At 74.6% G+C, this 15,257-nt stretch carries 15 protein-coding genes; 7 read left to right on the top strand and 8 right to left on the bottom strand.

The genetic code is table 11. The features are described 5' to 3' along the window. Positions 1-128: 128 nt before the first annotated feature. Positions 129-1,424 carry an aminotransferase-like domain-containing protein gene (locus tag ACI78S_RS07055; RefSeq protein ID WP_456971579.1) on the top strand — a complete coding sequence of 432 codons (1,296 nt, stop codon included), beginning with the start codon at positions 129-131 and terminating at the stop codon, positions 1,422-1,424. Positions 1,425-1,467: 43 nt separating this feature from the next. On the opposite strand, the gene ACI78S_RS07050 is transcribed toward ACI78S_RS07055, so the two are convergent. The 8 genes from ACI78S_RS07050 to rpmH form a co-directional block, all read right to left on the bottom strand. Continuing rightward, positions 1,468-2,532, bottom strand: coding sequence for a ParB/RepB/Spo0J family partition protein (locus tag ACI78S_RS07050; protein ID WP_456971577.1), 1,065 nt, complete (start codon positions 2,530-2,532; stop codon positions 1,468-1,470). Continuing rightward, entirely contained in the window at positions 2,529-3,569 is a 1,041-nt protein-coding gene (locus ACI78S_RS07045; protein WP_456971575.1) for a ParA family protein, read from the bottom strand. The genes ACI78S_RS07050 and ACI78S_RS07045 overlap by 4 nt, the downstream gene beginning before the upstream one ends. Positions 3,570-3,663: 94 nt before the next feature. Continuing rightward, positions 3,664-4,278, bottom strand: coding sequence for a 16S rRNA (guanine(527)-N(7))-methyltransferase RsmG (gene rsmG, locus ACI78S_RS07040; RefSeq protein WP_456971573.1), 615 nt, complete (start codon positions 4,276-4,278; stop codon positions 3,664-3,666). A 35-nt stretch (positions 4,279-4,313) separates the two neighbouring features. Beyond that, positions 4,314-4,952 (bottom strand): Jag family protein, encoded by a 639-nt coding sequence (locus tag ACI78S_RS07035; protein ID WP_456971571.1) that lies wholly within the window; start codon positions 4,950-4,952, stop codon positions 4,314-4,316. A gap of 87 nt (positions 4,953-5,039) precedes the next feature. Beyond that, positions 5,040-6,134 (bottom strand): membrane protein insertase YidC, encoded by a 1,095-nt coding sequence (yidC, locus tag ACI78S_RS07030; protein ID WP_456971569.1) that lies wholly within the window; start codon positions 6,132-6,134, stop codon positions 5,040-5,042. Further along, complete coding sequence (gene yidD / locus ACI78S_RS07025) at positions 6,127-6,471, bottom strand: membrane protein insertion efficiency factor YidD (RefSeq protein ID WP_456971567.1); 345 nt, start codon at positions 6,469-6,471, stop codon at positions 6,127-6,129. The genes yidC and yidD overlap by 8 nt, the downstream gene beginning before the upstream one ends. Then, a complete protein-coding gene (rnpA, locus tag ACI78S_RS07020; protein WP_456971565.1) occupies positions 6,468-6,839 on the bottom strand; it encodes a ribonuclease P protein component in 372 nt (123 codons plus the stop codon). Before rnpA ends, yidD begins: the two co-directional genes overlap by 4 nt. Position 6,840: 1 nt before the next feature. Beyond that, on the bottom strand, positions 6,841-6,978 hold the full coding sequence (gene rpmH, locus ACI78S_RS07015; protein ID WP_089305879.1) for a 50S ribosomal protein L34: 138 nt from the start codon (positions 6,976-6,978) through the stop codon (positions 6,841-6,843). A gap of 661 nt (positions 6,979-7,639) precedes the next feature. On the opposite strand from rpmH, the gene dnaA reads away from it, so the two are divergent. The 6 genes from dnaA (at position 7,640) to ACI78S_RS06985 (ending at position 15,255) form a co-directional block, all read left to right on the top strand. Further along, entirely contained in the window at positions 7,640-9,400 is a 1,761-nt protein-coding gene (gene dnaA, locus ACI78S_RS07010; RefSeq protein WP_456971563.1) for a chromosomal replication initiator protein DnaA, read from the top strand. Positions 9,401-10,272: 872 nt separating this feature from the next. Beyond that, positions 10,273-11,451: a DNA polymerase III subunit beta gene (dnaN, locus tag ACI78S_RS07005; RefSeq protein ID WP_456971561.1), complete on the top strand. Its 1,179-nt coding sequence runs from the start codon at positions 10,273-10,275 to the stop codon at positions 11,449-11,451. Beyond that, positions 11,448-12,467, top strand: a complete 1,020-nt coding sequence (gene gnd, locus ACI78S_RS07000) for a phosphogluconate dehydrogenase (NAD(+)-dependent, decarboxylating) (RefSeq protein ID WP_456971700.1) — start codon at positions 11,448-11,450, stop codon at positions 12,465-12,467. The genes dnaN and gnd overlap by 4 nt, the downstream gene beginning before the upstream one ends. A gap of 128 nt (positions 12,468-12,595) precedes the next feature. Further along, positions 12,596-13,831 carry a DNA replication/repair protein RecF gene (gene recF, locus ACI78S_RS06995; protein ID WP_456971559.1) on the top strand — a complete coding sequence of 412 codons (1,236 nt, stop codon included), beginning with the start codon at positions 12,596-12,598 and terminating at the stop codon, positions 13,829-13,831. Beyond that, positions 13,821-14,321, top strand: a complete 501-nt coding sequence (locus ACI78S_RS06990; protein WP_456971557.1) for a DciA family protein — start codon at positions 13,821-13,823, stop codon at positions 14,319-14,321. The genes recF and ACI78S_RS06990 overlap by 11 nt, the downstream gene beginning before the upstream one ends. 43 nt (positions 14,322-14,364) lie before the next feature. Continuing rightward, positions 14,365-15,255, top strand: a complete 891-nt coding sequence (locus ACI78S_RS06985; RefSeq protein ID WP_456971555.1) for a hypothetical protein — start codon at positions 14,365-14,367, stop codon at positions 15,253-15,255. The last annotated feature ends 2 nt before the right edge of the window (positions 15,256-15,257 follow it).

The following is a 15,257-nucleotide window of genomic DNA, read 5'->3' as shown; positions in this document are numbered from 1 at the left end:
TGAGGGTGGTCACACCTCCCGGCGGGCCGACCGCTTCCGGTCCCGGCGCGCACCCCGGCCTGCCTCCCGTTCCGCGGTCCACGCGGCTGGACCCGCTGGCGGACCGGTACGCGGCACGCACGCACGGGATGAAGACCTCCGAGATCCGTGCGCTGTTCTCGGTCGTCAGCCGCCCCGAGGTGGTCTCGCTGGCCGGCGGGATGCCGGCCGTCACCGCGCTCCCCCTGGACGCCGTCGGCTCGATGATCGGGGAGCTGGTCTCGGGGCTGGGCGCGCAGACGCTGCAGTACGGCTCCGGCCAGGGCGACCCCCGGCTGCGCGAGCGGATCTGCGACGTCATGGCGCTGGAGGGCATCCGCGACGCCTCGCCGAGCGAGGTCGTAGTCACCGTGGGGTCCCAGCAGGCGCTGGACCTGGTCACCCGCGTCTTCTGCGACCCGGGCGACGTCGTCCTCGCCGAGGGCCCCTCCTACGTCGGCGCGCTCGGCGTCTTCCAGGCCGCGCAGGCGCGCGTCCGGCACGTGCCCATGGACGACGACGGGCTGATCCCCGAGGCCCTCGAGCAGGCGCTGCTGGAGTGCCGCGCCCGCGGCGAGCGGGTCAAGTTCCTCTACACCGTGCCGAACTTCCACAACCCGGCCGGCGTGACCCTGTCCGAGCCGCGCCGGCGCGCGATCGTGGAGCTCGCCGACCGCTACGACCTGCTCGTCATCGAGGACAACCCCTACGGCCTGCTCGGCTTCGACCGCGAGCCGATGCAGGCGCTGCGCGCCCGCGACCCGCACCGGGTCATCTACCTCGGGTCGTTCTCCAAGACGTTCTCGCCCGGCCTGCGGGTCGGCTGGGTGCTCGCCCCGATCGCCGTCCGCGAGAAGCTGGTCCTGGCCACCGAGGCGCAGGTGCTCTGCCCGCCGTCGCTGACCCAGTACGCCGTCGCGCGCTACCTGGACACCCAGCCCTGGCAGCAGCAGATCAAGCACTTCATCGAGCTCTACCGCGACCGCCGCGACGCCACCCTGGAGTCGCTCGACGCCCTGATGCCGGCCGGCACCACCTGGACCCGCCCCGACGGCGGGTTCTACGTGTGGCTGAAGCTGCCGCACGGGCTCGACGCCAAGCTCATGCAGCCGCGCGCGGTCAACAACCTCGTCGCCTACGTGCCCGGCATCGGCTTCTACGCCGACGGCAGCGGCCGCGAGTACATGCGGCTGTCGTACTGCTACCCCGAGCCGGACGAGATCCGCGAGGGCGTGCGGCGGCTGGCCCGGGTCATCGAGCAGGAGCTCGATCTGCACACGACGTTCGGCTCGGTGGACACCGGCCGGTTCCGCGCCGTCCGCCCCGACACCGAGCCGCACCTGCCGGACGTCGAGCCGTTCGTCGGCCCGGCCAACAGCGACCGGTACACCGACCCGCGGTCCTGACTTGCGTCAGTGACGCAACGGCCGACCGCCGGGGGCCGCTCCGTCAGGAGTCGCCCCGGCGGCCGGTGAGGTCGGGGGCCATGAGGCCGACGATCCGCTGCAGGTCGTCGACCGAGCCGAACTCGACGACGATGCGGCCCCTGGCGCGGCCGATCTGGACCTTCACCCTGGTCTCGAAGACGTCGGAGAGCCGCTGGCCGAGGTCCTCCACGCCCGGCGCGCTGATCTTGCGGGCGCGGCGCTTGGCGGTCGGCTGCTCGGCGGCGGCCAGCGCCACGGCCTCCTCGGTGGCCCGCACGGAGAGCCCCTCGGCGACGATGCGCCCGGCGAGGGCCTCCATCGCCTCGGCGTCGGCCAGCCCGAGCAGCGCGCGGGCGTGCCCGGCGGAGATCACCCCGGCGGCGACCCGGGTCTGCACCTTCACCGGCAGCTTGAGCAGGCGGATGGTGTTGGTGACCTGCGACCGGCTGCGACCGATCCGGCCGGCGAGCTCCTCGTGGGTGGCGCCGAACTCCTCCAGCAGCTGCTGGTAGGCCGCCGCCTCCTCGAGCGGGTTGAGCTGGACGCGGTGGATGTTCTCGAGCAGGGCGTCGCGCAGCAGAGCGTCGTCGGTGGTGTCGCGGATGATCGCCGGCACGGTCTCGAGCTCGGCCGCCCGGGCGGCCCGCAACCGCCGCTCGCCCATGATGAGCTCGTACGCCGGGCCGCCGTCCTCCCGGCGCTTCTCGCGGACGACGATCGGCTGGAGCAGCCCGAACTCCCGCACGGAGTGCGTGAGCTCCTCCAGCGCCTCGTCGTCGAAGACCTGCCGCGGCTGCTTGGGGTTGGGGACGACGTCGTCGACGGCGACCTCCCGGAGCTGGGCCCCGGGCACGCCGACGGCGTCCTCGGCCGGCCGCTCCGTCGGGCGGACGACCGGGGTGGCCGGCTCCTCGGCACGCGCCGGTGCGGGGTGCCCGTCGGCCGGGCGCCCGTCCGCGGGCGCCGCCGCGGCCGGCGACGGCGGGGTGACCCCGGACGGCCGGTCGGTCTCCGGACCGGCGGGCGGGGGAGGAGCGGTGGGGATCAGGGCCGCCAGGCCGCGGCCGAGCCCGCCACGCTTGGTCATCGGTTCTCCGTCGGGGAGTGGGAGGGAACGCCGGCGTCGCCGTACGCCGGGGGAGCGACACCGGCCGGCATCTTCCCGGGATCGAGCGGCGGCATCGTCGCGCCGCGCTCGGCGAGCTCGCGGGCCGCCTCGACGTACGCCGTCGCCCCGCGGGAACCCGGGTCGTAGGTCAGGACCGACTGGCTGTACCCCGGCGCCTCGGACACCCGGACGTTGCGGGGGATGACCGCGTCGAGCACCAGCTCGCCGAAGTGGTTGCGGACCTCCTCGGCCACCTGGTCGGCGAGCTTGGTGCGCCCGTCGTACATGGTGAGCAGGATCGTCCGCACGGCGATCCCCGGGTTGAGGTGCGCCCGGACCAGGTCGATGTTGTTGAGCAGCTGGCCGAGCCCCTCCAGGGCGTAGTACTCGCACTGGATCGGGATGAGCACCTCGTCGCCGGCCACGAGCGCGTTGAGGGTGAGCAGGCCCAGCGACGGCGGGCAGTCGATGAGCACGTACTGCGGCTTGCGGTCCTCCGGGAGGGAGTGCACGTAGGCCTCGATCGCGCGGCGCAGCCGGTACTCCCGCGCGACCACCGACACCAGCTCGATCTCTGCGCCGGCCAGGTCGATCGTCGCCGGCACGCAGGTGAGCAGGGGGCTGGCCGTGGTGGGGTGGACGACCTCCGACAGCGCGCTGTCGCCGACCAGGGTGTCGTACACCGACGGCGTCCCGACCGTGTGGTCGACGCCCAGGGCGGTGCTCGCGTTGCCCTGCGGGTCGAGGTCGATCACGAGCGTGCGCAGGCCGTAGAGCGCCAGCGCGACGCCGAGGTTCACCGCCGACGTCGTCTTCCCGACGCCGCCCTTCTGGTTGGCGATGGTGATGACGCGCAGCCGGCCGGGCCTGGGGAACGGCTCCTGGTCGGCGGCGTGCAGCACGCGGGTGGCGCGCAGCGCCTCCATCGCGATCGGGCTGTCGAAGTCCGCCGGTGCCCCCGAGGCGACGTTGTCAGCGGCGAGACTGCTCCGCAACCGCTCGCCCGGGTCGGTCATCGCGGTCCTTCCCCCTCGCTCCCCGGATCCGTTTCACGTGGAACGGGTCGGGGCATTCCTATCGGTTCCACGTGGAACAGGTGACGCGCTCTCGTCATCGTCCCGCGCGGGTCAGCACCACCACGGTAGTGGCAGCGTTCCCGAGCGCGGCACCGACAGCCCGTGGGTGTACGTCACGCATCCCGGCGGCCTCCAGTTCGGGCACGAGCGCCGGCAGCTCCTGCACCGCGCGCGCGCCGACAAGGGCGACCAGCCGGGTGCCCGGGCGCAGCAGCCCGCGGCACCAGGCGACCAGCCGGGGGAGCGGCGCCACGGCCCGCGCGGTGACGACGTCGACCGGCCCCACCGCCGAGACGACCGAGCGCTCCTCCGCCCGGCCGCGCACGACGCGCCAGGGCCGCTCCAGCTCGCCGACGGCCTCCTCGAGGAACTCGACGCGACGCGCCATGGGTTCGACGAGCGTCATCGCCAGGTCCGGCCGGGCGAGCCCCAGCGGGATGCCGGGCAGCCCGGCACCGCTGCCGACGTCCACCACCCGGGCGCCGCTGGGCACCGCCTCGGCCACCGCCGCGCTGTTGAGGACGTGCCGCTCCCACAGGCGGTCCACCTCGCGCGGGCCGATCAGCCCGCGGGTGACCCCGTCGGAGGCGAGCCGGGCGACGTAGCGCTCGGCCGCCTCGAGGGCGTCGCCGAAGACGGCCCGCGCCACCTCCGGCGTAGGCGGAACAGGATCGTCCGGAACACTCACGCGTCGGGCAGGACCACGACGCGCCGGTTGGGCTCCTCGCCCTCGGACTCGCTGCGCACACCGGTCACGCCGGCGATGACGTCGTGGACGACCTTGCGCTCGAACGGGTTCATGGGGGTCAGCCGCTCCGGCTGGCGGCTCTGCGCGACCCGCCGGGCGGCTTCGCCGGCCAGGGTCGAGAGGTCCGCGCGCCGCTTGGCCCGGAAACCGCCCACGTCGAGCATGAGCCGGCTGCGGACGCCGGTCGACTGGGCCACGGCGAGGCGGGTGAGCTCCTGCAGCGCCTCGAGGACCTGGCCGTCGGGGCCGATGAGGTCGTCGAGCTGGCCGCCGACGATCGCCACCGAGGCCCGGTCGCCCTCCACGTCGAGGTCGATGTCCCCGTCGACGTCGAGGATGTCCAGCAGCCGCTCGAGGTAGTCCCCGGCGACATCGCCCTCCCGGACCAGCAGGTCGTCGTCGGCCGGGTCGTCGACGTCGTCGACCAGCGCGTCGTCGCCGTCCTCGTCGGCGTCGGGCAGCGCGGGGGTGCCGTCGGGCTCGACGGCGGTGCCGGCGGGCGGGCTCAGCACGGCGCCCGACGTCGCCTCGGCGGTGGCGGCGGTGTCCGTGGCGGGCTGCTGCGGAGCACTCACGGGGGTTCCTCCTCGGAAGGGTGGCACATCAGGTCTGCGGGCCGGCGGGAGCCGGCCGGACGTCCCCGCGGGACGCCGGAGCGCCGGTCAGCGGCGCTTGCGTTTCGCCTTGGCCGAGCCCGAGGCGCCCGTCCTGGGGGGGCTGGAGCGGGCCCCGTCCGCGGCGGTGCTGCCGGTGGAGCCGCCGGGGGTGCCGCCGGGGGTGCCGCCGGGGGTGCCGTTGTCGCTCGAGGCCGCGGCGGCCGCCCCGTCGGGGCCGGCGGAGGGCGCCGCGGGAGTGACCGGCTTGCCGCCCTTGCCGCGCACCGGCTTGGCGCCCGGCTTGGGCGCCAGCGCCTTCGGGTCGATCGCGGGCTTCTCGGCGGCGGCCTTCGCCAGCGCGGCGGGCGAGCCGGGCGGCGGGGGCATCTTCTTGAGCACGTAGAACTGCTGGCCCAGGGTCCACAGGTTGTTGGTGAACCAGTAGAGGAGGACGCCGATCGGGAAGAAGAAGCCGGAGACGAACAGGCTCAGCGGCATCCCGTAGAGCATGAACTTCTGCACCATCGCGGCCTGGCCCTCGACCGGCCCCGACCGCCGCATGATCTGCTTCTGCGTGAAGAACGTGGTCGCGCACATGATCACGATCAGCACGAACGCGACGACGCGGATGTTCGTGTAGGTGGCGATCTCGAGGATCGCCTGCTCCTTGGAGCCGCTCATGTTGAACGACGAGGAGATCGGCGCGCCGAAGAACTTCGCGCGAGCGGCCTCGTCGGTGAGCTGGTCGCTCCAGCTGTAGAGCCCGTCCGCGCCCGGCGCGATGCGGCGCAGCACGTGGAACAGGCCGATGAAGACCGGGATCTGCGGCAGGATCGGCAGGCAGCCGGCCAGCGGGTTGACCCCGCGCTCCTTCTGCAGCGCCATCACGGCCTGGCTGAAGCCCTGCCGGTCGCTGCCGTACTGCTTGCGCAGCTTCTGGATCTCCGGCTGGATCTCCTGCATCGCCCGCTGCGACTTGATCTGCTTGACGAACAGCGGGAACAGGACGATCCGGATCGTGACGACGAGGAACACGATCGCCAGGACCCAGGCGAGGCCGCCGAGGGCGGTCTCGGGCGCGGGATCACCGAAGAGGGAGTTCCAGAGCGAGTGCCACCGCGCCATCACCCAGGAGATGGCGGTGTAGATCCAGTCAAGCAACGCCAGCCTCCTGCTGCGCGGCCCGTGCGGTCGCACGGTCGGGGTGGTGGTGGCCGTGGGAGCGGGGGTCCGCGACCGGTGCCGCAGTGCTCGACGACCGGCCGTCGGGAGTGGTTCCGGTGCGCGGCTCGGGCACCAGGTCCACCCCGCCGGGGTGCCAGGGTGCGCACTTCGCCAGCCGGCGCAGGGCCAGCCAGGTGCCGCGGGCCGCGCCGTGCCGCTCGATCGCCTCGACCGAGTACGCGCTGCACGTCGGGTAGAAGCGGCAGCGCGGGGGCAGGGCGGGGCTGATGGCCCGCTGGTAGAAGCGGACCGCCGCGAGCAGGGCCGACCTCACGACGACCGGACCGGCTCGCCGAGCAGGCGGTCGAGGCCGGCGGCCAGGTCGCGGCCCAGCCGCTCGGAGCTCGCCTCGGCGGCCTCGGGGCGGGCTCGCACCACCAGGTCGGCGGTGGCGGGCAGCCGGTGCAGCTCGGCACGGACGACGGCGCGCAACCGACGGGTCACGCGGTGGCGGACCACCGAGTTGCCCACCGCCCGGCCCACGACGAATCCCGCCCGCGGGCCGTCGGTGGCGACGCCCGGCAGGGCGGGACGGGAGGGGAGGTAGTGGAGCACCATGGTCGGCCGCCCGACGCGCCGCCCCGACCGGACGACCGCGGTGAACTCCGGACGCCGGCGCAGGCGGGCCTGCGCGGGCAACACCTCAGGCGGAGAGCTTCTCGCGACCCTTGCGCCGACGGCCGGCGATGATCGCCCGGCCCGCGCGGGTGCGCATCCGCAGCCGGAAGCCGTGGGTCTTGGACCGGCGGCGGTTGTTCGGCTGGAACGTGCGCTTGCTCACGAGGTACTCCTACTGCACGACATCGGCGGGCGCGCACCCGCCGGCCGACGGGCGCGCTCGGGGCTCGGACCCCGGAAGCTGGTTCCTGCGAGAACCCCGGGAGACAGGTACGACCTGCGCAGGCGCCCGGGCGCTCTGCAGACTCCGACCAGCATAGCCGAGGATGGCGGGTGCCCGGCGGGAGGGCCGATCGGCGACTCCCCAGCCTCACCCACCGCCGCCCGGGCTCGGCAGAGGCACGCCGTAGTGACGCCCGTCCCAACTCCGATCGACGCGCCCGGGAACGTCCGGCGATCGTTGCCGGTCTGTGGACAAGGCTGTTAGCGTCGCCGTCGCTCCGCGTCGCTCCGAGCAGGTCCGGCGCCGGAGCCGACCCGTCGGTCGAACCGGCGTGGCCGACCACAGCACGTCCGCTCGTCCAGCGCGCTGACCAGCACGGATATCGTCGAGGAGGACCGCCCGCGGCGGCCCGCGCCGACGCTCGCCGCCGCTCGTGCACAGCCTGTGGACAGCGATGTGGACCCGGTGTGCTCGGGTATCCACAACGACGGCTCCGGGCGGGGTGCGCGCACCCCGGCACGCCGGGGGCGAGCCGGGGTCGGCACCGCGGGGGCCGGGCCGGGGGCCTGGGGTCGAGAACAGCACTGGGAGGACGACGGGCATGACCGATGCCACGCTGGACCTGGCGACGGTCTGGGACCAGATCCGCGAGCGGCTGGCCACGAGCCTGTCCCCACAGCAGAACGCGATGCTGAACCTGACCCGGCCGCTGGGCCTCGTCGAGGACACCGCCGTGCTCGCCGCGCCGAACGAATTCACCCAGACCGTGCTCGAGTCGCGCATGCGCCGGGTGCTGTCGGAGGCGCTGTCCGAGCAGTTCGGCCGCGACATCCGGGTCGCCGTCCAGCTCGAGGACGCGCCCCCCGCGCCGCAGGAGCAGCCGGAGCCGCCCACGCGGCGACCGTGGTCGGCCTCGGGTGCGCACCGCACCGCGGAGGACGAGGAGAGCCGGGACCGCGCCGACGACGGGCGCAGCGCGTTCGGCGTGCGCGCCGACGCCGGCCCGGTCTGGGAACGGGAGGCCCCGGCGTGGAGCCAGCCGCCGCCCGCCTGGGACCGCGAGCCGGCCGAGGGGCTGCGCAGCCCGGTCGTCGACGAGCCGGGGCCCCGGCCGGTCGCCGACCGCGGCGCCCCCGAGGACTGGAGCCCGGCGGCGCCCGCCGTGCCCAGCGCCGACGAGCACACCGCCGACGTCCTGCCCTTCGACCTCGACCTGCCGGCCGATGCCGGCCGCGGCCGGACCGCCGGCCGCCGGGGGGAGAGCGGCCGCGCCGCAGCCCGCGGGGCGGAGACCGGCAGCGGCGGTGAGCGCCGGTCGGCCGCGGTGGACCTCGGGCTGAACCCGAAGTACGTCTTCGACAGCTTCGTCATCGGCAACAGCAACCGGTTCGCCCACGCCGCGGCGGTCGCGGTCGCCGAGGCGCCGGCCCGCGCCTACAACCCGCTGTTCATCTACGGGGAGTCCGGGCTCGGCAAGACGCACCTGCTGCACGCGATCGGCCACTACGCCGCGCGCATGTTCCCGAACGTCCGGGTGCGGTACGTCAGCACCGAGGAGTTCACCAACGAGTTCATCAACCTGGTGCACTCCGGCCGCGCCGAGGACTTCCGCCGTCGCTACCGCGACATCGACTTCCTGCTCATCGACGACATCCAGTTCCTGGAGCGCGCCGAGCGGACGCAGGAGGAGTTCTTCCACACGTTCAACACGCTGCACAACGCCAGCAAGCAGATCGTCATCACCTCCGACCGTCCGCCGAAGAAGCTGACGACTCTGGAGGACCGGCTGCGGACCCGCTTCGAGTGGGGCCTGATCACCGACGTCCAGGCGCCGGACCTCGAGACCCGCATCGCGATCCTGCGCAAGAAGGCGTGGGGCGAGCGGCTGCAGGTGCCCGACGCGGTGCTGGAGTTCATCGCCAGCAAGGTGCAGACCAACATCCGCGAGCTCGAGGGCGCGCTGATCCGGGTGACGGCGTTCGCCAGCCTCAACAAGCAGCAGGTCGACCTGCCGCTGGCCGAGCTCGTGCTCAAGGACCTGATCAGCGACGAGCAGGGCCCGCAGATCACCGCGGCGATCATCATGGCCGCCACCGCGGAGTACTTCTCCGTGACGATGGAGGAGCTGCAGGGCACCAACCGCAGCCGCACGCTGGTCAACGCCCGGCAGATCGCCATGTACCTCTGCCGTGAGCTGACCGAGCTGTCCCTGCCGCGGATCGGCGCCTCCTTCGGCGGCAAGGACCACACCACGGTGATGCACGCCGTCAAGAAGATCACCAACCAGATGAGCGAGCGCCGGGCGACGTACACGCAGGTCACCGAGCTGACCGCCCGGATCAAGAGCCGCGCCCGCCAGTAGAAGGACCCCGTTCCTCCCCACCGTTCGCACGCTCTGGGCGCGCGAACGGGGCCGCTCCAGCACGTCACCCGCTCGCGACGGGACCCTGCACCGACCCGGCTGCGGTGGGCCGGCCCGTCCGGGGCCCGTCGGACGGATCCGGTGACACCCCCCGCGACGTCGACTTATCCCCACCTGTGGGGAACTGTGTGCATGGCGTAAGGCCTCGTCCCGCGCGGGTATGCGCCGGTCGCCGTCCCGGCCGCCGTCGACTCGTCGAGAAGTTGTCCCCAGGAATGTGCACAGGTTGGGGGTATCTCGTGTGCGCTGGCTCACATCCGGTCACGGGCGCGCCCCCCGCCGACCCACGGCCCTTGCGGTCGGGTACGCGACCGTACTCGGCCCCCCGTGTAACTACATGCGTGTGACCTGCGGTTTCCCGGTCACGCGGGGTCGCGGTGGACGCCGTCGGGCGGCCTGCGGACGGGCTGGGGATGCGCCGGGCAGCGGGCAGGGGACGGCCCGTGGACGACGGGGGTGGCGTGTGCACGGCCGTCGAGTTGTCCACGTGTCGACACGGGAGCGCCCTCGGCCACCCACAACGCACCAACATGTCGACTTGTGCGACGACCTGCGCGAACGGGCTCCGTCCCCAGGATCCACACCGGTGATGACGAGGATGAAGGAGATGTCCCGGGAAATTCTCGAACCCCAGTCTGGGTGGGGACGCTGCGCTGGGCGGGCCCTCCGGGGGGCACGGGTTTCCACTGAGGCAGGCGCACCAGGCACGATGAGCACACGGGGGAGCACACGCACATGAGCACGGGAGATCCCGCGGAGGGTGAGGACACCGGAGTCCTCACCCCTCGGGCAGAGCTGGGGTGGGTCGAGTCATGAAGTTCCGGGTGGCACGAGAGGTGCTCGCCGACGCCGTCGCCTGGACGGCGCGCAGCCTTCCGCCGCGGCCGTCGGTGCCGGTCCTCGCCGGCATCCTGCTGGAGGTCGACGGCAACCAGCTCTCCGTCTCCGGCTTCGACTACGAGGTCTCGGCCCGCGCCGAGGTCGACGTGCACGCCACCGAGGGCGGTCGCGCGCTCGTGCCGGGCCGGCTGCTCGCCGAGATCACCCGCGCGCTGCCGCCGCACCCGGTCGAGATCACCGCCGAGGGCGCGCGGCTGGCCATCGCCTGCAGCAACGCGCGGTTCAGCCTGCCGACGCTGCCGGTCGAGGACTACCCCTCCCTGCCGTCGATGCCGTCGTCGGCCGGGGTGGTCGACAGCGACGTGTTCGCCGAGGCGGTCGGCCAGGTCGCCGTGGCGGCCGGCCGCGACGACACCCTGCCGATGCTCACCGGCGTCCGGCTGGAGATCGAGGACGACCTGATCACCCTCGCCGCCACCGACCGCTACCGCCTCGCGGTGCGCGAGTTCGCCTGGCGACCGGAGACGCCGGGCACCTCGGCCGCCGTCCTGGTGCCGGCGCGCACGCTCGCCGATGCCGCGAAGACGCTCACCAGCGGCCCGGAGATCGTGGTCTCGCTGTCGTCGGGCGGCTCCGGCGAGGGCATCCTCGGCCTGTCCGGCAAGGACCGGCAGACGACCACCCGGCTGCTCGACGCCGAGTTCGTCAAGTACCGCGCGATCATGCCGAACGAGTCGAACGCGCACGCCGTGCTGCCGGTCGGCCTGTTCACCGACGCCGCCAAGCGCGTCGCGCTCGTCGCCGAGCGGGGCACGCCGCTGCGGTGCGAGTTCACCCCCGGGCAGGTCACCCTGCGCGCCGGGGGCACCGACGACGAGGGCCAGGCCGAGGAGCGCTGCGACGTCGAGTTCGACGGCGAGCCGCTGACGATCGGCTTCAACCCGACCTTCCTGCTCGACGGGCTGGCGTCGGTGCACACGCCGCGGGCGCGCATGGACTTCACCAGCCCGCTCAAGCCCGCCGTCCTGTCGGGGGTCGACGAGCCCGCCGCCGACGACGACGGCGCCGGCGGCGACGCCGCGCCGGCGAGCCCGGCGCAGCGCAGCGGCAGCTACCGCTACCTGATCATGCCGGTCCGCCTGCCCGGCTGACCCGTCGAGCAGGTGTCAGGTCACCGCCGCCCGGGCACCGCGAGCGCACACCAACGCAGTTCGTTTCGAGAGAGGACGTCGCCGTGCAGCTGGGGCTGGTCGGTCTGGGGAAGATGGGCGGCAACATGGCCGAGCGCGTGCGCCGCGCCGGCCACGAGGTCGTGGGCTACGACAGGAGCTCGCCGAAGAGCGACGTCGACAGCCTGCAGGGGCTGGTCGACGCCCTCCAGGCGCCGCGGGTGGTGTGGGTCATGGTCCCCGCCGGCGAGGCCACCCGGTCGGTCGTCCGCGAGCTCGGCGAGCTGCTCAGCCCCGGCGACGTCGTGGTGGACGGCGGCAACTCGAAGTTCACCGACGACCTGCTGCACCACGAGGCGCTCGGCGCCAAGGGCATCGGCTACCTCGACTGCGGCGTCTCCGGCGGGGTGTGGGGGCTGGAGAACGGCTACGCCCTGATGGTCGGCGGTGACGCCGAGCACGTGGCCCGGGTGCAGCCGATCTTCGACGCGCTGCGCCCGCCCTCGCCGACCGACGAGTCCGGCCAGGCGCTGCCCGGCGCCGGTTTCGTGCACGCCGGGCGCCCGGGCGCCGGCCACTTCTCGAAGATGGTCCACAACGGCATCGAGTACGCGCTGATGCAGGCCTACGGCGAGGGCTACGAGCTGCTCGCGGCCACCGACCTCGTCGACGACGTCCCCGGGGTCATCGCGTCGTGGACGCAGGGCACGGTCATCCGCTCGTGGCTGCTCGACCTGCTGGTGCGCGCCCTCGACGAGGACCCCAAGCTCGAGCGGATCCGCGGCTACGCCGAGGACTCGGGGGAGGGCCGGTGGACCGTCGAGCAGGCGATCGAGCACGCCGTCCCGATGCCGACGATCGCCGCCTCGCTGTTCGCCCGCTTCGTCTCGCGCCAGGACGACTCCCCGACCATGAAGGCGGTCGCCGCGCTGCGCAACCAGTTCGGCGGCCACGCCGTGCACGCCGTCGCGGCGCAGGAGGTCGAGCGCCCGGCGTGAGGACGGATCCCCCTGCCCGCCTGGGAGGGCCCCGTCCCCGGCCTCCGCGAGCCGGGGGCGGGGCCGTTCGAGCTGGGCGCGGGGCTCCGCGGAGGGGTCGCCCCAGCACCCCCCGAGGGGCGTGACCGGTGTACGTCCGGCACCTGCAGCTGGGCTCCTTCCGCAACTGGGAGCGGGTCGACCTCGCGCTGCGCCCCGGCCCGACGGTCTTCGTCGGCCGCAACGGCGAGGGCAAGACCAACCTCGTCGAGGCGGTGGGCTACCTGGCCACCCTGAGCAGCCACCGGGTGGCCACCGACGCCCCGCTGGTCCGCACCGGCGACCCGCAGGCCGTGGTGCGCGCCGCGCTGCGGCGCGGCGACCGCGAGCTCCTGGTCGAGATCGAGGTCAACCCCGGCCGGGCCAACCGGGTGCGGGTCAACCGGGCCCCGCTGCCCCGCCCCCGGGAGCTGATCGGCGTGGTCAAGACGGTGCTCTTCGCGCCCGAGGACCTCTCCCTGGTGCGCGGGGACCCCACCGAGCGCCGCCGCTTCCTCGACGAGCTGCTGGTCAGCCGCACCCCCCGGCTGGCCGGCGTGCGCAGCGACTACGACCGGGTGCTCAAGCAGCGCAACGCGCTGCTGAAGACCGCCCGGCTGGCCCGCGGCGACGCCCTGGCCACCCTCGACGTCTGGGACGGTCACCTCGTCGACCTGGGCAGCCAGCTGCTCGCCGCGCGCCTGCGGCTGGTCGCCGACCTGGCGCCGCACGTCGGCCGCGCCTACGCCTCCGTCGCCGGGCCGGGCGCCGCCCCCGCCGGGCTCGGGTACGCGAGCACCGTGCCGCTCGCCGGCGACGGCGGTCCGGTGCCGCCCGAGACGCCGCTGCCGACGGCGGACGAGCTCGCCGCGGCGCTGCGGGACCGGCTCGCGGAGCGGCGGCGCGAGGAGGTCGACCGCGGGATGACCCTGGTCGGGCCGCACCGCGACGACCTGGTCATCCACCTCGGCGGCTCGCCGGCCAAGGGGTTCGCCAGCCACGGGGAGTCCTGGTCGCTCGCGCTCTCGCTCAAGCTGGCCACCTTCGCCCTCTTCCGGGCCGACGGCGAGGAGCCCGTCCTCGTGCTCGACGACGTCTTCGCCACACTGGACGCCGACCGCCGAGCCGCCCTGGCCGCGGTGGCCCGGTCGGCCGAGCAGACGCTCATCACGGCCGCCGTCCTGGAGGACGTGCCCGCGGAGCTGCGCGGCGCGGTGGTGCTCGTCGGCGGCGGGACGGCGACGCCGCTGGGCGACGCCGGCCTCCCCCCGGGGGCCGACCCCGGGCTCGCGGAGGGCGCGGGGCACGAGGGGCCGTCACTGCTGGAGGTGCCCGGTGACCGATGACCGGCCCGCGCGGCCGAGCGACATCGCCCGCGCCGCGCTGGAGGCGGCCCGCGCCGCCTCGGCCGCCCGGCCGCAGCCGACCCGCCGGCGGATCGCCGGCCCCCGGCGCACCTGGACCGGCCCGCGCCCCGGCGACGACGACCCGCAGCCGCTGGGCCGGCTGGTCGACTCCCTGGTCAGCGCGCAGGACTGGTCCGAGCGCACGAAGGTGGGCACGGTCTTCGGCCGCTGGTCGGCCCTGGTCGGCCCCGACATCGCCGCGCACTGCACCCCGCAGACGCTCACCGACGGCGAGCTGCTGGTCCAGGCCGAGTCCACGGCCTGGGCCACCCAGCTGCGGCTGCTCGCGCCGAGCATCCTGGCCAAGCTGCGGGCACAGGTCGGCGGGGACGTCGTGACCAGGTTGCGCGTTGTCGGACCGACGGCGCCCAGCTGGAAGAAGGGGCCGCGCTCGGTGCGCGGCCGCGGGCCCCGCGACACGTACGGATGACGGGCGCCGGCGCGGACGCCGGCACCGGGAGGACGAGGCAGCGATGAGCAGGGACCGGGACGGCTTCGACGACCGCCGCGACGAGGGCGCCGGCTGGCAGGAACCGGCGCACCTGGGGGGCGGCGGCGACCAGCCCCAGGCCGACCGCGGCCCGTCGCGGCCGGAGGAGCCCGCCCCCTGGGAGCCGCCGGGCTGGTCGCTCCCCCCGGCGCAGCGCGACGAGACCCAGCCCGGCGCGATCCCGCCGGAGCAGCCCCCGGCCGAGGAGCCGGGCCCGTACCCCCCGCCGGCGGAGCAGCCGCGGCGGGGGCTGTTCGGCGGGCGCCGACGCCGTCCGGGCGCGGTCGAGCAGGTCTTCGCCTACCAGGGCGACCTCGTCGGCGCGCAGGCCTGGGCCGTCCAGCACGGCTGGGCGGTCAGCGACGGCGCGCAGCCGCAGGACGCCGTCCTCGGCGAGCTCATCGCCGCCGCCCCGGTGCGGCTGGGCAGGGACCACCGGCCCGCGGCCGTCGTCCGGGGGCGCGTCGGCACCACCGACCTCGTCGCCTTCGACGTGGTCTACGAGTCCGGCCGCTACCGGGTGCCGGAGTACGCGGTCACCGCCGCGCCGGTGCTGCTCCCGCTGCCGCGGATGCGGCTCACCCCCGCGCGGTTCTGGAAGCACGGCACCGGCGGGCTGCTGCAGATCCCGAGCGGGGACGAGGAGTTCGACACCCGCTGGGTGCTGCTCGCGGCCGAGGACGGCCCCGACCTGCGCCGCCTCGTGGCCGACCCGACCCTGCGCGGCCTGCTGCTCGGCAGCGACGACGGCGACGAGTTCTGGACCGCGGCCGGTCACGTGGCCGCGATCCGGCCCGACGGGCACCGGCCCTCGCTCATCGAGCACCACGCCCGGCTGCTGGGCGCCGTCCTCGGCGCGCTGGCCGGCCACTAGCC

The organism is Geodermatophilus sp. SYSU D00815 (assembly GCF_054050035.1).
Note: the sequence above shows the minus strand (reverse complement) of the source record. Positions and strands in the feature narration are given on the sequence as shown.

What these genes read in the sequence shown, in the direction of transcription:
- ACI78S_RS07055 (WP_456971579.1), top strand. Translation starts at nt 129, where the DNA reads ATGAAGACCTCCGAGATCCGTGCGCTGTTCTCGGTCGTCAGCCGCCCC.
- ACI78S_RS07050 (WP_456971577.1), bottom strand. Translation starts at nt 2,532, where the DNA reads ATGACCAAGCGTGGCGGGCTCGGCCGCGGCCTGGCGGCCCTGATCCCC.
- ACI78S_RS07045 (WP_456971575.1), bottom strand. Translation starts at nt 3,569, where the DNA reads ATGACCGACCCGGGCGAGCGGTTGCGGAGCAGTCTCGCCGCTGACAAC.
- dnaA (WP_456971563.1), top strand. Translation starts at nt 7,640, where the DNA reads ATGACCGATGCCACGCTGGACCTGGCGACGGTCTGGGACCAGATCCGC.
- dnaN (WP_456971561.1), top strand. Translation starts at nt 10,273, where the DNA reads ATGAAGTTCCGGGTGGCACGAGAGGTGCTCGCCGACGCCGTCGCCTGG.
- ACI78S_RS06985 (WP_456971555.1), top strand. Translation starts at nt 14,365, where the DNA reads ATGAGCAGGGACCGGGACGGCTTCGACGACCGCCGCGACGAGGGCGCC.